The 24,132-nt window shown below is 72.3% G+C and carries 19 protein-coding genes; 10 read left to right on the top strand and 9 right to left on the bottom strand.

What is annotated here, in order from left to right:
- Positions 1 to 147: 147 nt before the first annotated feature.
- The 6 genes from ACIBEF_RS03150 to ACIBEF_RS03125 form a co-directional block, all read right to left on the bottom strand.
- Positions 148 to 657 (bottom strand): GNAT family N-acetyltransferase, encoded by a 510-nt coding sequence (locus ACIBEF_RS03150; RefSeq protein WP_396790713.1) that lies wholly within the window; start codon positions 655 to 657, stop codon positions 148 to 150.
- The gene (locus ACIBEF_RS03145) at positions 654 to 1,583 is read right to left on the bottom strand and encodes a ribonuclease Z (protein ID WP_396790711.1); all 930 of its coding nucleotides are present in this window, start codon (positions 1,581 to 1,583) and stop codon (positions 654 to 656) included. Before ACIBEF_RS03145 ends, ACIBEF_RS03150 begins: the two co-directional genes overlap by 4 nt.
- 435 nt (positions 1,584 to 2,018) lie before the next feature.
- Entirely contained in the window at positions 2,019 to 2,684 is a 666-nt protein-coding gene (locus ACIBEF_RS03140; RefSeq protein WP_396790709.1) for a nucleotidyl transferase AbiEii/AbiGii toxin family protein, read from the bottom strand.
- Between the two features lie 3 nt (positions 2,685 to 2,687).
- Positions 2,688 to 3,029 carry a hypothetical protein gene (locus ACIBEF_RS03135; protein ID WP_396790707.1) on the bottom strand — a complete coding sequence of 114 codons (342 nt, stop codon included), beginning with the start codon at positions 3,027 to 3,029 and terminating at the stop codon, positions 2,688 to 2,690.
- 40 nt (positions 3,030 to 3,069) lie between these two features.
- Positions 3,070 to 3,732, bottom strand: a complete 663-nt coding sequence (msrA, locus tag ACIBEF_RS03130) for a peptide-methionine (S)-S-oxide reductase MsrA (RefSeq protein WP_396790705.1) — start codon at positions 3,730 to 3,732, stop codon at positions 3,070 to 3,072.
- Between the two features lie 76 nt (positions 3,733 to 3,808).
- Positions 3,809 to 4,231, bottom strand: coding sequence for an HIT family protein (locus tag ACIBEF_RS03125; protein ID WP_357196754.1), 423 nt, complete (start codon positions 4,229 to 4,231; stop codon positions 3,809 to 3,811).
- A gap of 140 nt (positions 4,232 to 4,371) precedes the next feature.
- On the opposite strand from ACIBEF_RS03125, the gene ACIBEF_RS03120 reads away from it, so the two are divergent.
- From ACIBEF_RS03120 to ilvA, 4 genes are all read left to right on the top strand, one after another.
- Entirely contained in the window at positions 4,372 to 5,421 is a 1,050-nt protein-coding gene (locus ACIBEF_RS03120) for a hypothetical protein (RefSeq protein WP_396790703.1), read from the top strand.
- A 100-nt stretch (positions 5,422 to 5,521) separates the two neighbouring features.
- Entirely contained in the window at positions 5,522 to 6,664 is a 1,143-nt protein-coding gene (locus tag ACIBEF_RS03115) for a cystathionine gamma-synthase (RefSeq protein WP_396790701.1), read from the top strand.
- Between the two features lie 13 nt (positions 6,665 to 6,677).
- Positions 6,678 to 8,087, top strand: coding sequence for an amidase (locus ACIBEF_RS03110; RefSeq protein WP_396790699.1), 1,410 nt, complete (start codon positions 6,678 to 6,680; stop codon positions 8,085 to 8,087).
- Positions 8,088 to 8,155: 68 nt separating this feature from the next.
- A complete protein-coding gene (gene ilvA, locus ACIBEF_RS03105) occupies positions 8,156 to 9,376 on the top strand; it encodes a threonine ammonia-lyase (RefSeq protein ID WP_396790697.1) in 1,221 nt (406 codons plus the stop codon).
- A 97-nt stretch (positions 9,377 to 9,473) separates the two neighbouring features.
- Here ilvA and greA read toward each other — a convergent pair whose 3' ends face one another.
- Both greA and ACIBEF_RS03095 read right to left on the bottom strand, forming a co-directional pair.
- Positions 9,474 to 9,971 carry a transcription elongation factor GreA gene (gene greA / locus ACIBEF_RS03100; protein ID WP_357196766.1) on the bottom strand — a complete coding sequence of 166 codons (498 nt, stop codon included), beginning with the start codon at positions 9,969 to 9,971 and terminating at the stop codon, positions 9,474 to 9,476.
- Positions 9,972 to 10,127: 156 nt separating this feature from the next.
- Positions 10,128 to 10,568, bottom strand: a complete 441-nt coding sequence (locus ACIBEF_RS03095) for a DUF4307 domain-containing protein (protein WP_396790695.1) — start codon at positions 10,566 to 10,568, stop codon at positions 10,128 to 10,130.
- A gap of 202 nt (positions 10,569 to 10,770) precedes the next feature.
- On the opposite strand from ACIBEF_RS03095, the gene mca reads away from it, so the two are divergent.
- From mca to purE, 6 genes are all read left to right on the top strand, one after another.
- Positions 10,771 to 11,652, top strand: coding sequence for a mycothiol conjugate amidase Mca (gene mca / locus ACIBEF_RS03090; RefSeq protein WP_396790694.1), 882 nt, complete (start codon positions 10,771 to 10,773; stop codon positions 11,650 to 11,652).
- A 48-nt stretch (positions 11,653 to 11,700) separates the two neighbouring features.
- A complete protein-coding gene (locus ACIBEF_RS03085) occupies positions 11,701 to 11,994 on the top strand; it encodes a hypothetical protein (RefSeq protein WP_396790692.1) in 294 nt (97 codons plus the stop codon).
- Positions 11,995 to 12,172: 178 nt separating this feature from the next.
- Complete coding sequence (locus ACIBEF_RS03080; RefSeq protein WP_396790690.1) at positions 12,173 to 14,704, top strand: putative bifunctional diguanylate cyclase/phosphodiesterase; 2,532 nt, start codon at positions 12,173 to 12,175, stop codon at positions 14,702 to 14,704.
- A gap of 52 nt (positions 14,705 to 14,756) precedes the next feature.
- Complete coding sequence (locus ACIBEF_RS03075) at positions 14,757 to 16,793, top strand: thioredoxin domain-containing protein (protein WP_396790688.1); 2,037 nt, start codon at positions 14,757 to 14,759, stop codon at positions 16,791 to 16,793.
- Positions 16,794 to 16,914: 121 nt separating this feature from the next.
- On the top strand, positions 16,915 to 18,090 hold the full coding sequence (locus tag ACIBEF_RS03070) for a 5-(carboxyamino)imidazole ribonucleotide synthase (RefSeq protein WP_396790686.1): 1,176 nt from the start codon (positions 16,915 to 16,917) through the stop codon (positions 18,088 to 18,090).
- 83 nt (positions 18,091 to 18,173) lie between these two features.
- Positions 18,174 to 18,671 (top strand): 5-(carboxyamino)imidazole ribonucleotide mutase, encoded by a 498-nt coding sequence (gene purE, locus ACIBEF_RS03065; RefSeq protein WP_396790684.1) that lies wholly within the window; start codon positions 18,174 to 18,176, stop codon positions 18,669 to 18,671.
- Between the two features lie 462 nt (positions 18,672 to 19,133).
- On the opposite strand, the gene ACIBEF_RS03060 is transcribed toward purE, so the two are convergent.
- Positions 19,134 to 24,029 carry an SCO7613 C-terminal domain-containing membrane protein gene (locus ACIBEF_RS03060; RefSeq protein ID WP_396790682.1) on the bottom strand — a complete coding sequence of 1,632 codons (4,896 nt, stop codon included), beginning with the start codon at positions 24,027 to 24,029 and terminating at the stop codon, positions 19,134 to 19,136.
- Between the last annotated feature and the right edge of the window lie 103 nt (positions 24,030 to 24,132).

Raw genomic sequence — 24,132 nt, 5'->3', positions numbered from 1 at the left:
CGGGACCCCGCCCCCCGCCCCGTCGATCTTGCACTTACTGTCGCCCGAACGCGGCTCTTGTCAGGTTTTGTCCCGACAGGAAGTGCAAGATCGGCGCTGGGTGGGTGGGTGGGGTGCGGGGCCAAGGCGGGGGTGGGGTGGGGTGGGTTAGAGGGGGCGGGTGTAGCGGATCTGGGGGGTCAGGGCGTTGCCTATGTGTTCCGCGCGCTCGGCGCCGGTGGGGGTCCAGCCGCCGCGTTCGTAGAAGGAACGGGCGTGGGCATTGTCCCGCAGCACCCAGAGCACGGCACGCCGCCAGCCCTGCGCCCGCATGGCGTCCAGGGCGTCCACCATCAGGGTGCGGCCGACGCCGCGGCCCTGCTCGGCAGGGTCGAGGTGGATCGCGTTGAGCAGCCCGGTGGCGGGGGCGTCCTCGTCGTCCGGGCCCAGGTAGCTGAACCCGACCAGCGCCCCCGCCCGCTCGGCCACTGTCATCCGGTGGGTGTCCCGCTCCCAGATCCACCGCTCGACCCAGTACCGCCCCATCGCCTCCGGTGTCGGGTCGGCCAGTGCCTCGGCCGGCACGAAGGCGGAGTACGCGGCGACCCGGGAGCGCTGGTGCAGGGCACCCACCGCCATCAGGTCGCCTTCGGTCGCAGGGCGGAGCGTGACGGTCACCCGGCCGAGGCTACCCGGCGGGGCGGAACCTGCACCGTGCTCAGATCCTCGGCGATGATCAGTTCGCCGTCGAAGTGCGCGCGCGCCTCGTCGTGGAACCGGCGTGGGTCGGGATAGCGCTGGGAGAAGTGGGTGAGCACGAGCCGGCGTACCCCGGACTCGGTCGCCACCCGGGCGGCCTGCGCCGCGGTCAGGTGGCCGACCTCGGCGGCGAGCGCGGCCTCCGACTCCAGGAACGTCGACTCGATGACCAGCAGGTCGGCGTGCTCGGCGAGGGCGTAGACCCCGTCGCAGAGGCCGGTGTCCATCACGAACGCGAACCGCTGCCCCGGCCGGGGCACGCTCACGTCGGCCCGGGTGACGCGGTGTCCGTCGAGGTCCAGGTGCCCGACGCGGATCAGCTCGCCGACGGCCGGCCCGGCGATGCCGTACGCGGCCAGCTTCTCCGGCAGCATCCGGTGCCCGTCCGGCTCGACCAGCCGGTAACCGTACGTCTCGATGGGGTGCCGGAGCCGGCGTGCCTCCAGCGTGCCGCAGCGCAGGGCGATCCGCTGCCCGTCCGCCTCGATGGGCTCGACCCGCAGCTCGGCGGTCTCGTAGAACGAGGTGGCGTAGCGCAGCCGGGCGAAGTATTCGGCGCCACCGGCGGGAAAGTGCACAGCGACCGGGTGGGCCACCCGGTCCAGGGAGAGCCGCTGGATGGTGCCGGGCAGGCCCAGGCAGTGGTCGCCGTGGAAATGGGTGACGCAGATCCGGGTCAGGTCGGTGGCGGTGACGGTGGTGTGCAGGAGTTGGCGCTGGCTGCCCTCACCCGGGTCGAAGAGGATCACCTCGTCGTCCCAACGCAACACGTACCCGTTGTGGTTGCGCTGACGGGTCGGCGCCTGGCTGGCCGTCCCCAGCACCACCAGCTCGCGCATGGACATCGCCACTCCCGCGGATATGGAGCGACCCCCGGGGCGCTCCGCGCATGTGCGCGGGCCGGCTGGACTTGGCCGGCACCCCGGGGGTCGGGTGGCTGTCGTGGATTCGCCGCACCGCTGCCACACGGTCTCGACGATGGTGCTTGTGCCCGCCTCGCGGCAGGCCGATCACTGTCGAGGACAGCGGCTAGCTGACAGCCACCTCACGAGTCCGATTGCTATACAAGTCTGGACCACCTCCTTTCACGTGTACGGCCACGTTATCGAGTTCTCGTCGGGCTCGGCAACGGATTTCGATCACAGGGCCGAACGGGAATGCCCGGACACCTCCGGGGGTGGCCGAACGGCGGTGCCTCAGGTGGCGAAGGTCGGGTCGGCGCGAGGTACTGCTGGTGGTAGTCCTCGGCGAAGTAGCTGCCGAGCGGGGCGGACACGGCCTCAGCCGCTCTGCCTTGGAGCGTCGATGAGCTCGCGTCGCCAGTGCGCGAAACGCTCGCGGAGAGCGGGTAGCTCCGCGGCCGGTATCCCGTAGCAGTCGAAGTCCGCGTCCGTGATCTGGGTCAACGCGCCCAGGGCGTCTGCGAAGGCACGCGGCTCGAAGCCGGGATCCGCAGCCGCGGCCAGCTCGAGAAGACGTTGCCTCGTGTACCGGCCGCTCAGGAGGGCGGCGTCCACGTCGAGGTAGTCCCGAGCTTCGGCGCGGCCGAAGAGGGCGCACATCTTGTTGGCGACGGCGTCGTCGGGATGGAGGACAGGGCCGACGGCGGACATCACGGGCTCGTGCGCTCGCCAGTCCGCCGACATCTCCAGCTTGTCCGGCTCCCCGTCTGGATCATTCCGATCCGCGACGAGCAGACGGGCGAACGTGTCGTTCCGAATCAGGATGGTGACCGCGTGTTGGTGCTCTTCCAGAGCGACGATGACGTTGTCGACCGCTTCCGGGAACGAGGCGCGCAGGTGCCAGGCCGTGAAGAGATCCACATCGCGGCTGAGTCGACTGCCCATACCGTGCGCGCTCACCGCGTAGCCGCCGGCCAGGGCGAAGCCGAAACGGCCGGCAGCCGCGAGTGCGACTCGAGTGATCTTGATGTGGCTCGGCAGCATCGTTCAGGCGGCGCGTCGAGGGGCGCTGCGGAGTTCGGAAAAGCGTTCTTCCCAGGCTCGGCGCACGGCTTGGGGTAACCACATCGACGGCCAGAGCTTGATCAGGGTGTCGCGGCTGAGGTAGGTGTAGAGGTCGGCCCGACTGGCAGCTTCGTTGAGGACCGTCCGGTACAGGTCGCCAACGCGTCCGGGCTGCGCAAGGTCGTAACGAGAGTTGCCGGACCACTTGAGGTGGCGTGGTAGATCTATCACCCCGGACGTGGGCCCGCGAAGTTCATCGAGGGTTTCGGGCACGACGACCGGCTTGGCGTAGCCGTGCGGACGGCTGGCGCTGTCGCCGCTCATCGTGCCCTCCCATACGTCCGAATCAGGCTAACGCCTCGATTCAGCCGCCGACACGGGCCACGCCGACCGGGCAGCTCAGCCCGTTCGGGCCGTGGTTGCAGTACCCGTTCGGGTTCTTGGTCGGCGCGAGGTACTGCTGGTGGTAGTCCTCGGCGAAGTAGTAGCTGCCGAGCGGGGCGATCTCAGTGGTGATCGCACCCTTGCCGGTCCGTGCCACGATCGGCTGGAACGCGTCGCGGGACGACTCCGCAATGGTCCGCTGCTCGTCGGTGGTCGTGTAGATCGCCGAGCGGTACTGGGTGCCCACGTCGTTGCCCTGGCGCATGCCCTGGGTCGGGTCGTGGTTCTCCCAGAAGACCTTCAGCAAATCCTCATAGTTGATCTTGCCGGGGTCGTACACCACCTGGACGACCTCGGCGTGCCCGGTCCGGCCGGAACACGTCTCCTCGTACGTCGGATTCTTGGTGATGCCACCCGCGTAGCCGGCGGAGGTGGTGTAGACGCCGGGCAGCGTCCAGAACAGCCGCTCGGCACCCCAGAAACAGCCCATGCCGAAGACCGCGACCTGGAGGCCCTCAGGGAACGGGCCCTGCAACGGGGTGCCCAGCACCTCGTGGCGGTCGGCGACCGGCATGGCGATCGGACGGCCCGGCAGGGCCTGGTCGGGCGAGACCATTTCGGCGTTCATACGGCGCAAAAACACGGTGGGGATCTCCTCTCGTACCTCTCCCAGCGTGTAACACCGGAGGGTCCAGCTTTCTTACCCGCGTGACCGTCAGTCAGGCCCCGCCGGGGAGCGCTGCTGCGATCCGGTCCGCGTACGTCTGGGCCTCGGTGTCGTCGTCGTACCTGGTGCGCGGCCAGAAGAAGCCCCGCAACCCGTCGCCCTTGGTGCGCGGGACCACGTGGGTGTGCAGGTGGGGCACCGATTGGGACACCTTGTTGTTCATCGCCACGAACGTCCCACCGGCACCGAGGGCGGTCTCCACCGCCACCGCCAGCCGCTGAACCATGGCGAAGTAGGCGGGCAGCAGGTCGGCCGGCAACTCCGCCAGGGTCACCAGGTGCGGCCGGGGCACCACCAGGACATGCCCCTTGAACACCGGCCGGGTGTCCAGGAACGCCACCCCGTCCGGGGTGTCGGCCACCCGGAACGCCGGCACCTCGCCCGTCACGATCCCGCAGAACACGCAACCGCTCATCGGGCCAGGCTATGCGGCGGCCTCGCGGGCCACGGCGCCCCCCACGCCCGAACCGGCTGTGATAGTCATCTACGTGAATAAATGAGCGCGGGGTGATCCCGGCCGTCGACGTCCGCGTCGACGCTCTGAGAGGACGAAGCTTGCAGATCAGAAGAGGTCTCACCCTGGCGCTGGCGGCGCTGACCGCCGGGCTGCTCACCGGCGCGGCCCCGGGCCACGCCCAGGCGGCCGCTGCGCAGACCGCCACCACACTGCCGCTGAACACGGTGGCCGACGTGGTGTCGGCCGGTGACCGGGTCTTCGTCAGCGGTGGCAGCTCCGCCACCGATGTCGTGGTGACCAGCGCGACCGGCACCGTGGTCGGCACGCTGTCGGGCCTGCCCGGCCCCACCGACCTGCTGCTCAGCGCCGACCGGCGGACCCTCTACGTGGCGCTGCCCACCGCCAACGCCATCGCCGCCTTCGACACCGGCTCGCTGGTCGAGTCGGCCCGGTACGACACCGGCGCGGGCGAGTGCCCGTCGTCGCTGGCGTTGACCGGTCGGTACCTGTGGTTCGGCTACGGCTGTGGCCAGGGAGACGGCAACATCGGTCGGATCGACCTGGGACGCCAGCCGGCCCGGGTCGCCACGGGGGTGGCCGTCGGCCAGTACTTCTACGGCGCTCCGCTGCTCGCCGCCGCCAGCCAGAACCGCTCGGTGCTGCTGGTCGGGCAGCCGGGGTTGAGCCCCGCATCGGTGTACGCGTACGACATCGGTGCCGCAGGCGCACTGAGCGCACCCAGGACCAACGCCTTCAGCGCTGTCGGCAGCAACCTCCGTGACGTCGCCCTCGACCCGACCGGCACCACTCTCTACACGGCCGCCGGTTCACCGCCCCTGGTGCAGGCGTTCCCGTTCGCCGAGATCGCCACGCCCAGCGCGACGTACGCCACCGGCCCGTACCCGCGCGCCGTCGAGCTGTCGCGTACCGGCACCATGATCGCCGCCGGCGCCCACGCCTACTACGCCCCGGACGTCTTCCTCTTCGCCCTGGACGGCACCGAACTGGCCCGCTACGAGTTGGGTGACGAGCTTCCCGCCGGAGGACTGGCCTGGTCGCCGAACGGAGCCCGGCTCTACGCGGTCAGCTGGGACTGGACCGGAGCCCGTCCGGCGATGCTGCACGTGCTGCCGGTCCCGGCCGGCTGACGGGATCGAGGAGCGCGAGGGTCGGGCCGGTCGGTCCGACCCTCGCCCGGGAGCACGGGTTCCGTTCCAGCCTGCGGGACGGGGCACTAGCCTCACCAGAATGAGTCACGGCTTCGAGACGCTCGCCATCCACGCCGGTCAGGACCCCGAGGCCCGCACCGGCGCGGTGATACCACCGATCTACCAGACCAGCACGTACGCCCAGGACGCCGTCGGGGCACCCCGCCTCGGCTACGAGTACAGCCGCTCCGGCAACCCGACCCGTGACGCGCTCCAGGAGTGCCTGGCGGCGCTGGAGGGCGGGCGGGTCGGGCTCGCCTTCGCCAGTGGCCTCGCGGCGGAGGACACCCTGCTGCGGGCCGTGTGCCAGCCCGGTGACCACGTGGTGATCCCGGACGACGCGTACGGCGGCACGTACCGGCTCTTCGCCCGGGTCGCGCAGCGCTGGGGCCTGGAGTTCAGCCCGGCCAAGGTCTCCGACCCGGACGCGGTCCGGGCGGCGGTGCAGCCCGGCCGCACGAAGATCGTCTGGGTGGAGACGCCGACCAATCCGCTGCTCGGCATCGCCGACATCGCCGCCCTGGCCGCCGTGGCACATGACGCGGGCGCCCTGCTGGTGGTGGACAACACCTTCGCCTCGCCGTACCTCCAGCAGCCGATCGCCTTCGGCGCGGACGTGGTGGTGCACTCGACCACCAAGTACGTCGGCGGGCACTCGGACGTGGTCGGTGGTGCCCTCGTCGTCGCCGACGCCGGGCTCGGCGAGGAGTTGCGCTACCACCAGAACGCGATGGGCGCGATCAACGGGCCGTTCGACGCCTGGCTCACCCTGCGCGGCATCAAGACCCTCGGGGTACGCATGGATCGGCACTGCGACAACGCCGAGCGGCTCGCCGCGTACCTCGACGGTCACGCCAAGGTCGCCCAGGTGCTCTATCCGGGGCTGCCCTCACACCCCGGTCACGAGGTGGCCGCCAAGCAGATGCGCCGGTTCGGCGGCATGATCTCTTTCCGCGCCGCCGGTGGTGAGGACCACGCCGTCGAGATCTGCAACCGGGCCAAGCTCTTCGTGCTCGCCGAGTCGCTGGGTGGTGTGGAATCCCTGATCGAGCACCCGGGTCGGATGACACACGCAAGTGCTGCCGGCTCGCCGCTTGAAGTTCCCGGCGATCTCGTGCGACTGTCTGTCGGCATCGAGACGGTCGACGACCTACTCGCCGATCTGGAGCAGGCACTGGGCTGACCGCTGGGGAAGGATGGCCGTGCAGGACATCATGGCGACCTGGGTCGGAGCGACCGCCAAGCAGATCGCCCGGGGCGTACGTCGAGGTGACGTCTCGGCGACCCAGGTCGTCGCCGACCACCTTGAGTACATCTCCCGAGCCGACCGTGAGCTGGCCGCGTTCCGCGCCGTTCGCGGTGGTGAGGCGATCACCGAGGCGGAGAAGGTCGACGAGCAGGAGGACCTGGCCAACCTGCCGCTGGCCGGGGTTCCGGTGGCGGTCAAGGAGAACACCCCGGTCGCCGGCCTGCCCACCTGGAACGGGTCGGCCGCCGCCCGCACCGACGTTGCGGAGGCCGACCACGAGGTGGTGCGTCGGCTGCGCGGCGCCGGCGCGGTGATCCTCGGCGTGACGCGAATGCCGGAGCTGGGGCTGTGGGCGCTCACCGACGACGACAGCGCGGTGACCCGTAACCCGTGGGACAGCACGCGTACCCCCGGTGGGTCCTCCGGTGGTGCCGCCGCCGCGGTCGCGGCCGGGCTGGTGCCGATGGCCCACGCGAACGACGGTCTCGGCTCGATCCGGATTCCGGCGGCCTGCTGCGGACTCGTCGGGCTCAAGCCGGGTCGGGGCGTGGTCCCCTGCCAGCTCGGGGCGGACGACTGGTTCGGCCTCACCGAGCACGGCGTGTTGACCAGCACGGTCGCCGACGCGGCGGTCGGCTTCTCGGTGCTCGCCGGCCGGCGTCCCGAGAAGCTGGTCCCCCCGCAGCGGCTGCGGGTGGGTGTCTCGCTGCGCTCCCCGGTGCGCGGTGTCGCACCGGACGCGCCCAACCGGGACGCGGTCGCCGCCGCCGGTCGGCTCCTCGCCGCCGCCGGGCACGACACCGTGCCCGCCGATCCGGTCTACCCGACCGCGCTCGGCCTGCAGGGCATCGCCACCTGGTTCGCCGCTGCCGCAACCGACGTCCGGGCCTCCGGTCTGGACCGCCGTGGGCTGCAACGGCGTACCCGGCGACACGTCGCGCTCGGCGAGTGGGCGCAGCGTCGCGGCTACGTGCGCGAGGCGGACCGGGCCGCCTGGCGGCAACGGTCTGTCGACTTCTTCACCGACCATTCGGTCGACCTTCTCCTCACCCCGGCGCTGGCCAGCGCGCCACCGGAGGCGGCCCGCTGGTCGGAGCGGTCCTGGCGGGCGAACATGACAGCCAACATCCGGTACGCCCCGTACGCCGCACCCTGGAACATCGCCGGCCTGCCGGCGGTCGTCGTCCCGGTCGGACGCCGCCCCGATGGTCTGCCGGTCGCCGTGCAGCTGGTCGGTCCGCCCGGCTCGGAGCTGCTGCTGCTCGGTGTGGCCGGGCAGTTCGAGATGGCCGCCCCGTGGACGCGCCACGCCCCCGGTTATCCCCGCGTCGAGACGGGGTCGACGGCCACCGCGTGATCGTGTCCCGTACGCCTCGCACCGGTGTCGCCGCAGGGTGCCCCGGGGGCGAATGGCACGATCGGGGCATGACGGAACTGGTCGGTCTCGACGACGTGCGGGCCGCACGGGAGTTGCTCGCTGGCATCACCCGCACCACCCCACTCGAGCCCTCCCGGCCGCTCAGCGCGGCGCTGGGTGGGCCGACGTGGCTCAAGTGCGAGAACGTGCAGCGCGCCGGCTCGTACAAGGTGCGGGGCGCGTACGTGCGGATCTCCCGGTTGTCGGCCGCGGAGCGGGAGCGTGGGGTGGTCGCGGCGAGCGCGGGCAACCACGCGCAGGGCGTGGCTCTCGCCGCCGGCCTGGTCGGCACGCACGCCACCGTCTTCATGCCGGTCAACGCGCCGCTGCCGAAGGTGGCCGCCACGAAGGGGTACGGCGCGCAGGTCGAGTTGGCCGGAAACACTGTCGACGAGTCGCTGGTCGCGGCGCACACGTACGCCGAGCGCACCGGCGCGGTGCTGATCCACCCGTTCGACCACCCTGATGTGATCGCCGGGCAGGGCACTGTGGCGCTGGAGATCCTCGAACAGTGCCCGGACGTGAAGACGATCATTACCGGGGTGGGTGGCGGCGGTCTGATCTCGGGCATGGCGGTGGCCGCCAAGGCGTTGCGTCCGGACGTCCGGATCATCGGCGTGCAGGCGGCCGGTGCGGCGGCGTTCCCGCCCTCACTGGTGGCCGGGGAACCGGTCCGGCTGCCCATCTTCTCCACCATCGCCGACGGCATCGCGGTCGGCCGGCCGGGCGAGATCACCTTCAACCACGTGCGCAAGCTGGTCGACGAGATCGTCACGGTCTCCGAGGAGGACATCTCCCGGGCCCTGCTGATGCTGCTGGAGCGGGGCAAGCAGGTGGTCGAGCCGGCCGGTGCGGTCGGTGTGGCCGCGCTGCTGGCCGGTGTGGTCGAGGTGCAGACGCCGGTGGTCGCGGTGCTCTCCGGCGGCAACATCGACCCGCTGCTGATGATGCGGGTGATCGAGCACGGGTTGGCCGCGGCGGGCCGTTACCTGCGGGTGACCGTCCGCTGTTCGGACCGGCCGGGGCAGCTCGCGTCGCTGCTCAGCCAGATCGCCGAGCACCGGGCCAACGTGGTGGACGTGGAACACCAGCGGGCCAACCCGCACCTCAGCCTCGGCGAGGTGGAGGTGGCGCTGTCGGTGGAGACCCGTGGTGTCGAGCACTCGGACACCCTGATCAGCGCCCTGCGGGCCAGCGGCTACCAGGTGGTCTTCGCGGCCGAGGCGTGACACCTGTGGGTGCCACGCCTCGGATGGGAAGTGTGTCGGCAGCGGGGTGCCGGCGTCGGTCGACCCGGCCGGCAGCCGGTGACGCGATCGGCGACGGTCAGCCGGAGAACGGCTCGAAGCTGACCACTGTCACCTTGATGTCGGCGCCGCTGGGGGCCGTGTAGGTGCAGGTCTGCCCGGCGCGGCCGCCCAGGATCGCCTTGCCCAGCGCGGACTCGGGGCTGTAGACGGTCAGGTCGGTGGTGGCGGCGATCTCCCGGGAACCGAGCAGGAAGGTCTCGGTGTCGTTCGTGTCGTCGTCGAAGTAGATCGTCACCACCATGCCGGGCGACACCGCGTCCGCCGTCGGCGCCGCGCCGACCTTCGCGGTGCGCAGCAGCTCCTGGAGGTAGCGGATGCGGCCCTCGGCCTTGCCCTGCTCCTCGCGGGCGGCGTGGTAGCCGCCGTTCTCCTTCAGGTCGCCCTCCTCGCGCCGAGCGTTGATCTCGGCTGCGATCACCGGGCGGTTGGCGATGTGCTCGTCGAGCTCGGCCTGGAGGCGGTCGTACGCGTCCTGGGACAGCCAGGTGGCGGGCGCCTCGTTGCCAGTGGACACAGGCGTTCTCCTCAGTTGTGCGTGGCTGGCTGACAGGTGAACTACCAAGTTACCAGTGCGGTACGACACAGCGTGTCGGCCATCACCGCCGGTGTCCGGATCACACACCGGGGGTGAACGCCCCGTCAGCCCCACTTCTGGTGCTGTTTGGGCAGCTCAGGAGGGTGCTTGGCAGCGCAGGACCTCGCCGATGAACGGCCGCGCGGTGGTCGTCAGGCGGTGCTGGGTCGTGACGTGCCGATCCCCGGGATCGGCGGTCACGGTGACCTGTTCGCGGCCGACCTCGGCACCGGCACGGTCCCGGGCACGCAGCACGCAGACCGCTGACCCACCGGACGGGACTGTCACCCGAAAGTCGACAAGCACCTGCTTGTCCGTGATGTCGGTGTAGGTGATCACCTGGGCGTCGTAGACCGGGTCGCCGTACTGGCGGTAGAGCCGGACCGAGATCACGGTCAGCGTCGCGACGAGCGCGAACAGCGCCAGCGCGGCCATCAGCGTGCGGCGGCGCTTTCCGCCCGGTGCCCGACGGCGGCCGTAGCGTCCGGCCGGGAACACCGGCGCGCCTGGTGAAATTGTGGCGTGCGTCTCGGTCACCGGCGGGTATCTCCTGGCGTTGTTGTCGGCGGCATCGGCAAGAATGACAGAGCCCCATCCTCCCACCCGGTCCAGCGGCAGGAATGGCAGGTCATGCCCGGCGCTGGTGGCCGGTGACAGGGTGCGGCGAGAAAGATCCCGGCAGGTCAGCCGGTCGAGCCCGGTCGGGTCCACCGTCCGGCACAGACGAGGAGCGCCGAAGTTGGCAGAGCAACTGCGTCTCATGGCCGTGCACGCGCACCCGGACGACGAGTCGAGCAAGGGCGCGGCGACGACGGCGAAATATGTCGCTCAGGGGGTGGACGTCCTGGTCGTGACGTGCACCGGTGGCGAGCGCGGGAGCGTGCTCAACCCCAAGCTCGACCGACCCGACGTGTGGGCGAACATCGGCGAGATCCGGCGTGCCGAGATGGACGCCGCACGGGCGATCCTCGGCGTCGACCAGGCCTGGCTGGGCTTCGTCGACTCGGGTCTGCCCGAGGGCGATCCGCTGCCGCCGCTGCCCGAGGGCTGTTTCGCCCTCCAGGACGTCGAGGTCGCGGCGGGCCCGCTGGTGCGGTTGATGCGCGAGTTCCGTCCGCACGTGGTGACCACGTACGACGAGGAGGGTGGCTACCCGCACCCGGACCACATCATGTGCCACAAGGTGAGCGTGGCCGCGTTCGAGGCCGCCGGTGACCCGGAGCGCTACCCGGAGCTGGGCGCGCCCTGGCAGCCACTGAAGCTCTACTACGACATCGGCTTCTCCAAGGGCAAGATCATGGCCCTGCACGAGGGCATGCTCGCCGCCGGTCTCGAGTCGCCCTACGAGGAGTGGCTCAAGCGGTGGGAGGACCGCCCCGACAAGGGCCCGCGGATCACCACCCGGGTCGAGTGCGCCGAATACTTCCCGGTCCGCGATGACGCGCTGCGCGCCCACGCCACCCAGGTCGACCCGGACGGCTTCTGGTTCCACGTGCCGATGGAGCTCCAGCGGAGCGCCTGGCCGACCGAGGATTACGAGCTGGCGCGCTCGATGGTCGACAGCCCACTGCCAGAGTCCGACCTCTTCGCCGGGGTACGGGAGACGGCGCACGCGCGCTGATTCCCGGCGGGGCTACCCTGGTTACCAACCGCACATCGGAGGAACGCCATGCTGACCGCTGCCCAGGTGCTCGCGGAGAACAACTTCGGGGACACCCGCACGGGTGGTCTGGCCGGGCCGATGGGCCTCTTCCTCATCCTTCTGCTGGCCACCGCGACCATTCTGCTGATCCGCAACATGAACGCTCGGCTGCGCCGTCTGCCGGACCGCTTCCCCACGCAGTCCGGGCCGACCGACCCGACCAGGGCCGATGCGGCAGTCGTCGATCCGACAGACGGGACCGGGGGGCGTGATTCATCCACGCCCGCTCCCAACGGGCACCAGCAGCACCTGAACGGGTAGTCCGCGCGTGAATCACGCCGAACCGGGTGGTCGCCCCCTGTTGCGACCACCCGGTTTGGCTTAGCCTTCCGCCGGGGGACCAAAAGTCCCCGAGCCGTGTGCGGGAGGGGGCGCCGATGACCAGCACAGCACCGGCCGCCCACCGCGACGTCGGTCGGTCGGCTGACGGGGGAGGTCGATGACCTCCGGTCCGGCCGACGACCCGTTCGATCGGCTCGGGGTGCGTGGCACACCGGGCCGGGTGCTCGTGCTCACCGCCGCCGTCACGCTGACCGCCCTGGCCGCCGCCGCGGTCGGGCTGACCCTCCCGGTCCGGCTGCCGGCCGACGACCCCCTCGGCGGTCCGGCCCGTTTCGGCATCGCCGTCGCCGTCCTGGCCCTCGCCCAGCTCGCCCGGCTGCGATTCCGCTCGGCCGCCGGCATGGTCAGCATCACCTGGGGCGAGGCGGCCCTGATCGTCTGCCTCTACCTGACTCCAGCCGGCTGGCTCCCGTCCGCCACGCTGCTCGGCACCGGGCTGGCCTGGACGCTGCTGTCACTGCACAGCGACCGCCGTCCGGCCCTGGAGATCGTCCGGATCGCCGCTTCGCTGGCCGCCGCGTCCGCACTGGCCGTCTCCGTGACCACCGCGCTCGGGCGACCCCTGCTCTCGCCACCCACCCCGATCCTGGCGCTGGCCGTGATCGCCGGTTCGGTGACGTACCTCCTGGTGACCGCCTGGCTGGGCGGCGTGACGCTGGGTCTGCGGCACGGGCTGCCGATCGGGCCGCCGCTGCTCGCCGCACTGCGTGGCAAGCTGCTGATGTTCGTCGGCAACGTGGCGGTCGGCCTCGTCGTGGTCGCCCTTCTGGAACTCGACCCGCGCTGGTTGCTGCTGCTACCGCCGCTGCTGTGGCTGTTGCAGCAGACCTACCGTTACCGGCTGCGCTCCGATCAGGAGCGGCGCACCTGGCGTGCCTTCGCCGAGGCCACCGCGGCCCTCAACCAGCTCGACGAGCGGGGCGTCGCCAGCGCGGCGGTCACCGGGGCGCTGACGCTGTTCAACGCCGAACTGGTGGACGTCGACGTGGCCCGTGCCGACGGCCGGTGGCACCGCTACCGGGGCGACGCCGGCGGTCAACTGGTCGACCGGGAGACCGGCCCACCGGACCAGTCGGAGCCGGACGAGCACGAGCTGAGTCGGGCCCTGTCGGTCGGTGCCACCCCGGTCGGTCGGCTGCGGGTGCGGTTCCCCCGCTCGGCCCCACCCACGGCCCGGGAACGTGACGCGGTGGCCGCGTTCGGCGACGCCCTCGCCGCCGCTCTGCACGACGCCGCGACCCACCACGAGCTGCGGCTGGTGACCGCCCGTTCGTCGTACGAGGCGGTGCACGACCCGCTCACCGGGCTCGCCAACCGGGCGGCGATGCTGAGCAAGGGCGACCAGTCGCTGCGACAGCTCGGCCACGACCACCCGGTGGCGCTGTTGCTGCTGGACATCAACCAGTTCAAGGAAGTCAACGACACCCTCGGTCACGCGGCGGGTGACCAGCTGCTGCGACTGACCGCGAACCGGCTCAACGCGCTGGTCCGCGGCGGTGACCTGCTCGGTCGACTCGGTGGCGACGAGTTCGCCCTGCTGCTCACGGCGGTGCCGGTGCTCGGCGACCGGGCCGCCCCGATGGCCCACGCGTTGCGTCAGGCCCGCGAGATCGCCGAACGGCTGGCCGCACCGACCGAGGTGGCCGGCGTACGGATGTCCATCGAGGTCTCGGTCGGGGTGGTGGTGGCCGCCGCGGGCACCGCGGACCTGACCGAGCTGCTGCGTCGGGCCGACATCGCGATGTACCAGGCCAAGGAGGGCGGTGGCAACGTCGCCGCGTACGACGGCGCACGGGACGCGGCCAGCACCGACCAGCTCGCCCTGCTGGCCGAGCTGCGTGAGGCGTTGACGGTCGACGATCAGCTGGTACTGGCGTTGCAGCCGGCTGTCGACCTGGCCACGGGTGCGCCCACCGGGGTGGAGGCGCTGATCCGTTGGCAGCACCCCAGGCGTGGGTGGCTGAACCCGTCCGACTTCATCCGGCCGGTGGAGAACAGCGAGCAACTCGGCGCCTTCACCCGCTACGTGCTGAACAAGGCGCTCAGCGTGGCCGCCGGTTGGGCCCGGGACGGGCTGGACGTGCCGATCTCGGTCAACCTCTCGGCGCGCAGTCTGCTCGACCCCCGGTTGCCGGCGGAGATCGCCGAGGCGTTGCGCCGCCACCAGGTGCCGCCGCACCGGCTCGTTCTGGAAATCACCGAGACGGTGGTGATGAGCGAGCTGGAGGTCATCGACGAGGTGCTCTCGACGCTCCGGTCGATGGGCGTGCAACTCGCTGTCGACGACTTCGGCACCGGCTTCTCGTCACTGACCTTCCTCACCCGGATCGCGGTGGACGAGTTGAAGGTGGACCGTTCCTTCGTCATCCGGATGGCCGACTCGCCGGAGGCCGCCGCGATCGTCCGGACGACCGTCGGCCTCGCTCACGAGTTGGGGTTGCGGGTGGTCGCCGAAGGGGTGGAGACCGCCGAGCAGCGAATGGCCCTGGCCGAGCTGGGCTGCACCTCCGCGCAGGGGTACCACTTCTTCAAGCCCATGCCGGCGGACAAGATCGGCGCGGTGCTGGGGTCGCTGCGCGACTCGGCGGAGTCGAACGTGTTCCGGCTCCGCGCCGACGGCGCGTCCTGACCGTCCGGGTGGAGCCCGCACGGTCCGCGCCGGGGCTGGCTATGGTCGTCAGGTGAATCGACTCGCCGAGGCCACCAGTCCGTACCTGCTCCAGCACGCCGACAACCCGGTCGACTGGTGGCCCTGGTCGGACGAGGCGTTCGCCGAGGCGAAGCGACGGGACGTTCCGGTGCTCATCTCGGTGGGCTACGCGGCCTGCCACTGGTGCCACGTCATGGCGCACGAGTCGTTCGAGAACGAGCAGGTCGGCGCCCTGATGAACGACAACTTCGTGTCGATCAAGGTGGATCGTGAGGAACGCCCGGACGTGGACGCGGTCTACATGACCGCCACCCAGGCGATGACCGGCCAGGGCGGTTGGCCGATGACCGTCTTCGCCACCCCGGACGGCACCCCGTTCTTCTGCGGCACCTACTTCCCGCGACCCAACTTCGTCCAGTTGCTCCAGTCGGTCGCCACGGCCTGGCGGGAGCAGCGCGAGGCGGTGCTGGGCCAGGGCGCCGCCGTGGTCGAGGCGATCGGCGGCGCGCAGGCCGTGGGCGGCCCCACCGCGCCGCTGGACGCCCCGCTGCTCGACGCGGCGGCCGCGAAGCTTGCCAGCGAGTACGACGCCACGAACGGCGGGTTCGGTGGCGCCCCGAAGTTTCCGCCGCACATGAACCTTCTCTTCCTGCTGCGCCACCACCAACGCACCGGTGACCCGGGCAGCCTGGAGATCACCCGGCACACGGCCGAGGCGATGGCCCGGGGCGGCCTCTACGACCAGCTTGCGGGCGGCTTCGCCAGGTATTCGGTGGACGCGCACTGGACGGTGCCGCACTTCGAGAAGATGCTCTACGACAACGCGCTGCTGCTGCGGCTCTACACCCAGCTGTGGCGACTCACCGGTGACCCGCTGGCCCGCCGGGTGGCCCGCGACACCGCCCGGTTCCTCGCCGACGAGCTGCACCGGCCCGGGCAGGGGTTCGCGTCCGCACTGGACGCCGACACCGAAGGCGTCGAGGGGCTCACCTACGCCTGGACGCCCCCGCAGCTCGTGGAGGCGTTGGGCGAGGAGGACGGCCGGTTCGCCGCCGACCTGTTCACCGTCACCGACGACGGCACCTTTGAGAATGGCATGAGCGTGCTGCGGCTCGCCCGGGACGTGGACGACGCCGCGCCCGAGGTGCGCGCCCGCTGGCAGCAGGTGGTCGGGCGACTCCTCGCCGCCCGGGACACCCGCCCCCAGCCGGCCCTCGACGACAAGGTGGTGGCCGCCTGGAACGGTCTGGCGATCACCGCCATCGCCGAGTTCCAGCAGGTCGCCGCCGTGTACGCGTCCCCGCAGGACGAGGACGCCAACCTGATGGACGGCGTCACCATCGTCGCCGACGGGGCGATGCGCCAGGCCGCCGAGCACCTGGCCGCCGTGCACCTGGTGGACGGCCGGCTGCGCCGGGTTTCCCGGGACGGCAAGGTCGGCGAGCCGGCCGGTGTCCTGGAGGACTACGGCTGTGTCGCCGAGGCCTTCTGCGCGCTGCACCAGCTCACCGGCGAGGCCCGCTGGCTGACCCTGGCCGGCGAGCTGCTGGACACCGCCCTGGCGCACTTCGCCGCGCCCGGTGGCGCCTTCTACGACACCGCCGACGACGCGGAACGGCTGGTCGCTCGGCCGGCCGACCCGACCGACAACGCCACCCCGTCCGGCCGGTCGGCGTTGATCGCCGGGCTGGTGGCGTACTCGGCGCTGACCGGGGAGACGCGCTACCGGGAGGCCGCCGAAGCGGCCCTCGGCACTGTCGCGCCGATCGTCGGTAAGCACCCCCGGTTCACCGGATACGCGGCAACGGTCGGCGAGGCGCTGCTCTCCGGGCCGTACGAGATCGCCGTGGTCACCGACGACCCGGCCGGCGACCCCCTGGTGGCCGCCGCCCGCCGGCACGCGCCGCCCGGAGCGGTGGTCGTCGCCGGGCGTCCGGACCAGCCGGGTGTGCCGCTGCTCGCCGACCGCCCGCTGGTCGAGGGACGGTCCGCCGCGTACGTCTGCCGGGGTTTCGTCTGCCAGCGACCGGTCACCTCGGTCGAGGAGCTGGTAGCCGAGCTGAGCTGAGCGCACGGCCACGCCCGGTAGTCGCCCGCCCCGCCCGCCGGGTGGTCCCGCCAGCGCTTCCGAGGCGGGTCGCCGGCCCTCCCGGTGGGCCCGTCGACGGCCCGGATAGGCTGGCCGCGCTATGGATTCCCGTACCGGTCTGCCAGTTGTCGGCATGGTGGGTGGCGGCCAGTTGGCCCGAATGACCCACCAGGCCGCGATCGCCCTCGGCCAGTCACTGCGTGTGCTCGCGACCGCCCCTGACGACGGCGCGGCGCTGGTCGCCGCCGACGTCCAGTACGGCGACCACACCGACCTGGCCGCGCTGCGCACCTTCGCCAAGGGCTGCGACGTCGTCACCTTCGACCACGAGCACGTGCCCACCGAGCACATCCGCACGCTGGCGGCGGAAGGGGTGCCTCTCTACCCGCCGGCGGACGCGCTGCTGCACGCGCAGGACAAGCAGGTCATGCGGGAACGCCTGACCGAGCTGGGTGCGCCCAACCCGGCCTGGCGGCCGGTCGCGGAGCCCGCCGACCTCGTCGGCTTCGGCGAGCAGGTCGGCTGGCCGGTGGTGCTCAAGGCGGCTCGGGGTGGGTACGACGGCCGGGGCGTCTGGATGGTCGACGACGCCGCCCAGGCCACCGAGTTGGCGACCACGCTGCTCGCCGGCGGCACCCGGCTGATCGTCGAGGAGCGGGTGCCGCTGCGGCGGGAGCTGGCCGTGCAGGTGGCCCGTTCGCCGTTCGGGCAGGTGGCCGCGTACCCCGTGGTCGAGACCGTGCAGCGCGACGGCATCAACGTGGAGGTCCTCGCTCCAGCCCCCGGCCTGGACGAGGAGCTGGCGGTCTCCGCTCAGCAGCTCGCCATCGACCTGGCCACCGCGCTCGGTGTGATCGGCCTGCTGGCCGTGGAGTTGTTCGAGGTGCGCGACGACGCCGGCCGACCCGCGATCGTGGTCAACGAGCTGGCGATGCGACCGCACAACTCCGGGCACTGGACCATCGAGGGTGCCCGGACCTCGCAGTTCGAGCAGCACCTGCGGGCCGTGCTGGACTACCCGATGGGTGACACTTCGCTGACCGCCCCGGTGGTGGTGTCGGCGAACGTGCTCGGCGGTGAGCCGGGCGGGATGTCGATCGACGAGCGGTTGCACCACCTCTTCGCCGCCGAGCCGGGCGCCAAGGTGCACCTGTACGGCAAGCAGGTGCGCCCTGGCCGCAAGATCGGGCACGTCACCGTGCTCGGTGACGACCTGGACGACCTGCGGGCGCGCGCCGCACGGGCCGCGCGCTGGCTGCGCGAGGGCCACGAGTGAGCCACGGGTTCGGGTGAGCCACGGTTTCGGGTGAACCAGGGTCTCGGGTGAACCACGGTTTCGGGAACGAGGAGAGGGCCGTAGTGAGCACTGTTGGCTTGATCATGGGCAGCGACTCGGACTGGCCGACCATGCGGGCCGCAGCCGAGGTGTTGGACGACTTCGGCGTGGCGTACGAGGTCCGGGTGATCTCGGCGCACCGGACTCCGGTCGCGATGATCGAGTACGGGCGCGACGCTGCCGACCGGGGCCTCAACGTGATCATCGCGGGGGCCGGGGGTGCTGCCGCGCTGCCTGGCATGGTGGCCTCGGTGACGCCACTGCCGGTGATCGGCGTACCGGTGCCGCTGAAGCACCTCGACGGCATGGACTCGCTGCTGTCCATCGTGCAGATGCCGGCCGGGATCCCGGTCGCCACCGTGTCGATCGGCAACGCCCGCAACGCCGGCCTGCTCGCCGTACGGATCCTCGGTGCCGCCGACGAGGGCCTGCGCGCCAAGATGGCGACCTACCAGCAGGACCTGGAGAAGCTGGTAGCAACAAAGGAAGCCGCCCTCCAAGCAACCCTGCCCCAGCCCTAACCCCCACAAGCCCCGCCCTAGCCCTCGCGCCGCGAGCCCTGCCTAGCCCTAGCCCTAGCGAGCCCTGCCCTGCCCTCGCGCCGCGACCCCGCCCCGCCGCGACCCCACCCCGCCCCCGCGATCTTGCACTTTCGGTCGTTGTTCTGTGGCTTTCACGGCTTATGTCGCAACAGAAAGTGCAAGATCGCGCAAGGTCAACCGGCGAACCCGGCCCACCCCGCGCCAGCCCCCGCTAACCCGACCTCGACGGGTCGATCATGGAGTTATGGTGCCCGGAGCGAGGGCATTTACGGGTTTTGTCCCTCACCGCAACTCCATGAGCGACACGAGGGTCGCGAGCGCGAGCGCGAGCGCGGGTGCGTGGGGGCGGTGCGCGCGTGCGGTCGCGGTTGCGGCCTGCGCCGTTCACGGGCCGCGACCACTCACCCGGCCTCGTTACTCACCCCGCTGCGGCCCTCCGGTTTATCTCATGCCGCGCAGGGCGGTCTGTAGGCGTTCCTGGGCGCGGCGGCGGCGCTCGTTGCTTGCGCCGAGCACCAGCAGCAGGATGCCCACCGGGATCAGCGCCAACCACGGGCCCAGGCTGAACAGGGCGTGGATCGCCGTGATCGCGGTGACCGACGCGCCGACGATCACCGGGGCCTGCTGTCGACTGGACGAGCCGAAGATGAGCACCGCGACCGCGCCGAGCAGCAGGAGCATCTGCCGCACGGTGCTGGACTCGGTGGCCAGCACGATCGCCAGCGTCGGCACGAAGGCCGCTACCAGCGCCGGGCCGTACGCCACCCAACTGCTCATGTCGGGCCGGTGGCGCAGCTCCAGGACGCCGACGAGGAGGGCCAGTACGGCGAACGGCAGCGTGTACGCCTCGGGCAGCGCCACGTCGGCGACTCGCATCAGGATCCACCACGCGGTGATCTCACAGACCACCACCGCCCAGAACAGGATCCGGCGTTCCACCGGTCGGCGACCGGGTCGGGTCGCCGCCACCCCGAGGACAGCGCCCCAGGCGGCCAGCAGGGCGGCGATGTGGCGGGGCGAGTCGAAGGCGAGGGCCAACGCGATAAGCGCCGCAGCGTACCCGGTCCATTCCACTGTGGAGGCCTCGCGCTGCGCCTCGGGGCGGCGCAGCCGGGGCACTGTCGCGGCGAGCACCTGTAGGACCGCGCCGACGGCGAGCACCCCGAACGCCGACCAGACCGCCGCCAGCCCGGCGACCAGGCCGACGGTGAGCACGAAGAGCTGCGCCATGAGTGAGGCGAAGAGCCAGCCGAGGATGCGCGCCCGCTGCGTGGTGCCGAACAGCGCCGCCACCGCGCCCACCCCGACCGCGCTGCCCAGGGTGAACAGGGTCATCTGCCGGTCGGCCAGGCTGCCGGCGAGCCCGGCGCTGCCACCGGCCAGACCGATGGCGAACACCAGCACCCGGGCCAGCCGCAGCGAGCGGGCCCGTTCGACCAGCGCCGGCGGTGGGGTCAGTGCGAGACCGAGCATCGCGATGGTGAAGACGGAGAGTGCGGCGACGGTGCTGGCGGGCCAGCCCTGGCCCAGCGCGATGGGTGCGATCAGCAGCGTGACGGCCGCCCCGGGCAGCACCACCGGCACGGCCCGGGAACGTCGCCCGCCGCTGAACCCGGTGGCGGCCAGCGCGGCGGTCGCGGTGAGCAGCAACGCCGTCAGCACGTGGGTCGGGTTGACCACGTCCGGTGGAGGGGTGAGCAGCTCCGGCGGCGGGCCCTGCCAGATGCGGGTGAGTGTGCGGTGCGGCTCGACCAGGGCGGTGACCAGCGCGGGTGCGATCGAGGCGAGCGCCAGGGCGGTCGGCAGCGCTGCTGCGGCCAACGCACCCGCGGCCGGGTTGACCCGCCACCGCCGTCGTTCCGCGTCGTCCGGCAGCCGCCGCAGGGCTCCGTCGAGTCGGACCGCCCAGCGCCGGACCGGCTGGGCCGCGCCGGTGGGCGGCACGGTGGCCGCGCGGATCAACTCGGCCAGTACGCCGAGCAGGGCCGCGGCGGCCGCGTAGACGCCGGCGGCGAGGCCGGTGGGGATGGCGGCGAGGGCGCTGATGGTGGCCCCGCCGACGACCGCCACGCTGACCCAGGGCAGATATTGCGGCACCAGTCGGCGGACCGCTGCCACGGCGGCCAGGCCGAGGCTGGTCGCGGCCAGCGCGGCGGTCAGCACCACCTGCGCCGAGTGGTCGAACTCGGCGGACAGTGCCGCCACCGCACCGGGGAGGGCCAGCAGAGCGGCACCGATCGCCGCGCCGCCGATCTGCGCCAGGTGCGGCGGCATTCCCTCGGTGTCGATGTCGGCGACCTGTGGACCGGCGAGGACGCGGGCCAGCGTGGCCACCACCACGCCGATCAGCGCGATGCTGCCCAGAGCCAGGGCCGTGGTCCACGGGCGCACCAGTCCGGCTCCGGCGGCGTGCAGCGCGACGACCCCGGCCACCGTGGCCCGGGACAGCCCGGCGCGTGCCTCCTCCGTGGCCACCGCGGCCATGCCGAACACGGTGGCGACCATTCCGCCGACCAGGACCGGTGACCACCAGGCCAGATCGAATGCGGCCGGTGCGCCGATCGTGGCGAGCACCACCGCCACACCGGACACGTCCCAGCGCCACGGCGGCGGGAGCAGGATGCCGGCGGCGAGGGCCAGCAGTGCCAGCGCGACCGGCGCCTGCCAGGTGGCACCGCCGACGGGGGCGGCCGGCCAGTCGCTCAGGTCGCCCCTCCAGATCGGGCCGGGGGTGGCCAGCACGCCGACCCCGCCGCGCACCGCCGACCAGCCGGCGAGGACGCCGATCAGGACGCCGCCGACGGTGAGGCCGAGGATCGGACCGCGTCGCCACTCCTCCGGCATGCTGCGGGCGGCCACGGCGACCACCAGGAGCAGGGCGGCGGCCACCGCAAGCTGTCCGCCGGGGGCGAGCACCGCCCCGATCCGTACCAGCGTGGCGATCAGTGCGGTGGTGACCGCCGCGGCGGCCAGGTCCGAGCCGTCGAGGGTGAGGTCGGCTCGACGGCCGGCGTCGATGGAGGGGGCCAGGAAGAGCAGCACCGCCGCGACCAGCAGGAGCGCGCCCACCCAGGCGTCGGCGACGGTCGCGCCGGGCGCCCCGAACGCGGCGGCGGTGACCATCAGCGCGCCCAGCCCGGTGCCGACCGACAGTGGAACGGGGATGTGGCGCTGGGAGACCTGCACGACGGCCGCGTAGCCCAGTGTCACGCAGACCGCCAGGAAGCTGGCCGCCAGGATCGGAACGGTCACCTCGCGCAGGCTCGCCGGGGTGAGGAGCGGGTCGTTCGGCATGGTCGCGGCCACGAACGCCGCCACCGCCCCGGGCAGCGCGAACGCGGCCCCACCGGCGGCCCAGGCGGTGACCGTCTCGGAGGCGGCCGAGGCGATCCGGATCCGGGGCGCCAGCGTGACCAGCGTGCCGGCCGCGAACAGGGTGATCAGGACCGCGGCGGTGAGGGTGGGGCTGGCCAGGCTGGCACCCGCGCCGAACAGGCCGACCACGGCCGCCCCGATGGCGTGCGCCACAGCGGCTCGGTCGGTGCGGGCGGACAGCCCGATGACCCCGATGCCGATCGCGGTGATCACCATTGGCCAGGGGGCCGTCGCCCAGCCGAGACCGAACGAGGCCGGAACGGCGAGCGCGGTCAGCGCCGCGCCGGCGACCGCGAACTCCCGGCGGATCTCGGTGGGCAGGGCCAGCACCGCCGCGATGGTGAGCAGGAACGCGGCACCGGCGAGCTGCCAGGTCGTCGGCCCGACGGCGGCGGCCAGCTCGCCCGGGTACCGGCTGAGGTCGGGGTTCCAGGCGGGCAGTGCCGCCCGGACCGGTGCCACCCCGGCGCGTAGCGCGCCGCCGGCGACCACCAGACCACTGACGGTCAGCGCCACCGCTGAGGCCAACTGTGGGCCACGTCGGGCCGCCTCCGGGACCGCGCGTACCGCCAGCCCGGTCACGGTGATGACCGCCGCGATCAGCAGCAGCGCCCGGCCGGGGAGTGCCACCGAGGCGATCCGGCTGAGCGAGCCGATCACCGCCAGGGTGACGATGCCGGCCGCGACGTCCGGCAGCGGCGGGCGACGCAGCACCAACGCGCCGGCCAGCCCGATCACGGCGGCCAGCAGCAGCACCACCCCGGCGCCGGTGGCGGTCGGCACGGTCTGTGCCCGCAGCAGGGCGGTGACCGCGTACGCCAGCGCGACGGCGACCGCCAGGGCGTGCAGCAACCAGGTCAGCTCACGCAGGCCGGGCACCGGCCTGGTGGGCTGCGGGTCGGTCGCGCCGCCACTGGCGTCGATCAGCTCGGCGGCCTCCTCCGGGTCGCCCTCCGGCCGGCTCTCGGCGTCTCGTTGGCGGGGCGTGGGCGGCGTGCCCGGCGATGGCAGGTCCTGCCGGACCTGGCGTTCGACGGTGACGCCGGAGCGGGCCAGGCCGAGGTTGACGAGGGCGACCAGGGCCAGCACCAGCGCCCAGCCGCCCGGGCCGGTGATCTGGTCGTACGCCAGTAGCGGCAGCACCGGCTGGGCGGCGAGGACGGTGGCGAAGCGGGGCGCGCGCAGACCGGTCCAACCGGCGTACCCGAATGCGACGCCGGCGGTGACCGCGAAGATCACCCCGGCGAAGACCGTGCCGGAGCCGCCGCCGACGCCGATCCGGTCCACCGCCCAGAGGGCGTTGCCGGCGAGCGGCACCAGCAGCAGGCCGACCGCGGCGATGGTCTCGGCGGTCGAGGTGAGCCCGCGCCGGGCCAGTGCCGGCGGGGCGAGCAGCATCAGCACGGTGGCCAGGAGCAGGATGCCGAGCCGGGCCAGCGCGTCCATCGAGCTGGTGGCCACCGCGGCGAAGACCACGGCGGCCACGCCGAGCAGCAGCGCGCCCAGCCCCAGCGGGATGTTCTGCACCTCCCGCGAGGACGCCTCCGGTGGGTGCTCCGGGTCGTCCACGTCCAGCCAGGCCGCCCGGGGCGGGGGCGGCGGCGGGTCCTCCGGGGCGGGCGGGGTGCCCTGGCGGGGCACCCGGGGCGGCGCTCCCATGGTGGCAGTCGGTGGCCGCCGGCCGGGGCGGCGGCGCAGCACCCGGCGTGGCCGGGTGGCCTGCTTGAGCCGCTCCTCGCTGGCGTGGGCGAGGATGTCCCGCTGAAAGAGCGCGGCCTGCATCTTGGCGGCGATCTGCCGCTGCTCGCGGGCGATGGCGGCGTCGCGCGCCTTCATCTCCGCGATCGAACGCTCGATGTCGGCCAGGTGTTCGGCCCACTGTGGTTGATCTGCCCCACAGTGCGGGCATCGAACGGCCGGCTTGATCTCCCGGCCGCACGAGGAGCATTGAAAGGTCGCCACGACACCCCTCCACCCGCACTGTGGACTCCCACTGTCGCAGCATGCCCAAAGCTGGCGCGGATTTCGACTCTTGTCGGCGGGTCCGGGGCAAACAACGACACCG

Origin of the sequence: Micromonospora sp. NPDC050795, from assembly GCF_044456785.1 — a bacterium.
Taxonomy (GTDB): domain Bacteria; phylum Actinomycetota; class Actinomycetes; order Mycobacteriales; family Micromonosporaceae; genus Micromonospora.
The sequence above is the reverse complement of the archived record's forward strand: the minus strand, read 5'-3'. Positions and strand labels throughout refer to the sequence as shown.

Excerpts from the sequence above, each read along its gene's own strand:
- ACIBEF_RS03145 (WP_396790711.1), bottom strand. The coding sequence starts at position 1,583 with ATGTCCATGCGCGAGCTGGTGGTGCTGGGGACGGCCAGCCAGGCGCCG.
- ACIBEF_RS03140 (WP_396790709.1), bottom strand. The coding sequence starts at position 2,684 with ATGCTGCCGAGCCACATCAAGATCACTCGAGTCGCACTCGCGGCTGCC.
- ACIBEF_RS03135 (WP_396790707.1), bottom strand. The coding sequence starts at position 3,029 with ATGAGCGGCGACAGCGCCAGCCGTCCGCACGGCTACGCCAAGCCGGTC.
- ACIBEF_RS03125 (WP_357196754.1), bottom strand. The coding sequence starts at position 4,231 with ATGAGCGGTTGCGTGTTCTGCGGGATCGTGACGGGCGAGGTGCCGGCG.
- ACIBEF_RS03115 (WP_396790701.1), top strand. The coding sequence starts at position 5,522 with ATGAGTCACGGCTTCGAGACGCTCGCCATCCACGCCGGTCAGGACCCC.
- ACIBEF_RS03110 (WP_396790699.1), top strand. The coding sequence starts at position 6,678 with ATGGCCGTGCAGGACATCATGGCGACCTGGGTCGGAGCGACCGCCAAG.
- ilvA (WP_396790697.1), top strand. The coding sequence starts at position 8,156 with ATGACGGAACTGGTCGGTCTCGACGACGTGCGGGCCGCACGGGAGTTG.
- ACIBEF_RS03085 (WP_396790692.1), top strand. The coding sequence starts at position 11,701 with ATGCTGACCGCTGCCCAGGTGCTCGCGGAGAACAACTTCGGGGACACC.
- ACIBEF_RS03080 (WP_396790690.1), top strand. The coding sequence starts at position 12,173 with ATGACCTCCGGTCCGGCCGACGACCCGTTCGATCGGCTCGGGGTGCGT.
- ACIBEF_RS03070 (WP_396790686.1), top strand. The coding sequence starts at position 16,915 with ATGGATTCCCGTACCGGTCTGCCAGTTGTCGGCATGGTGGGTGGCGGC.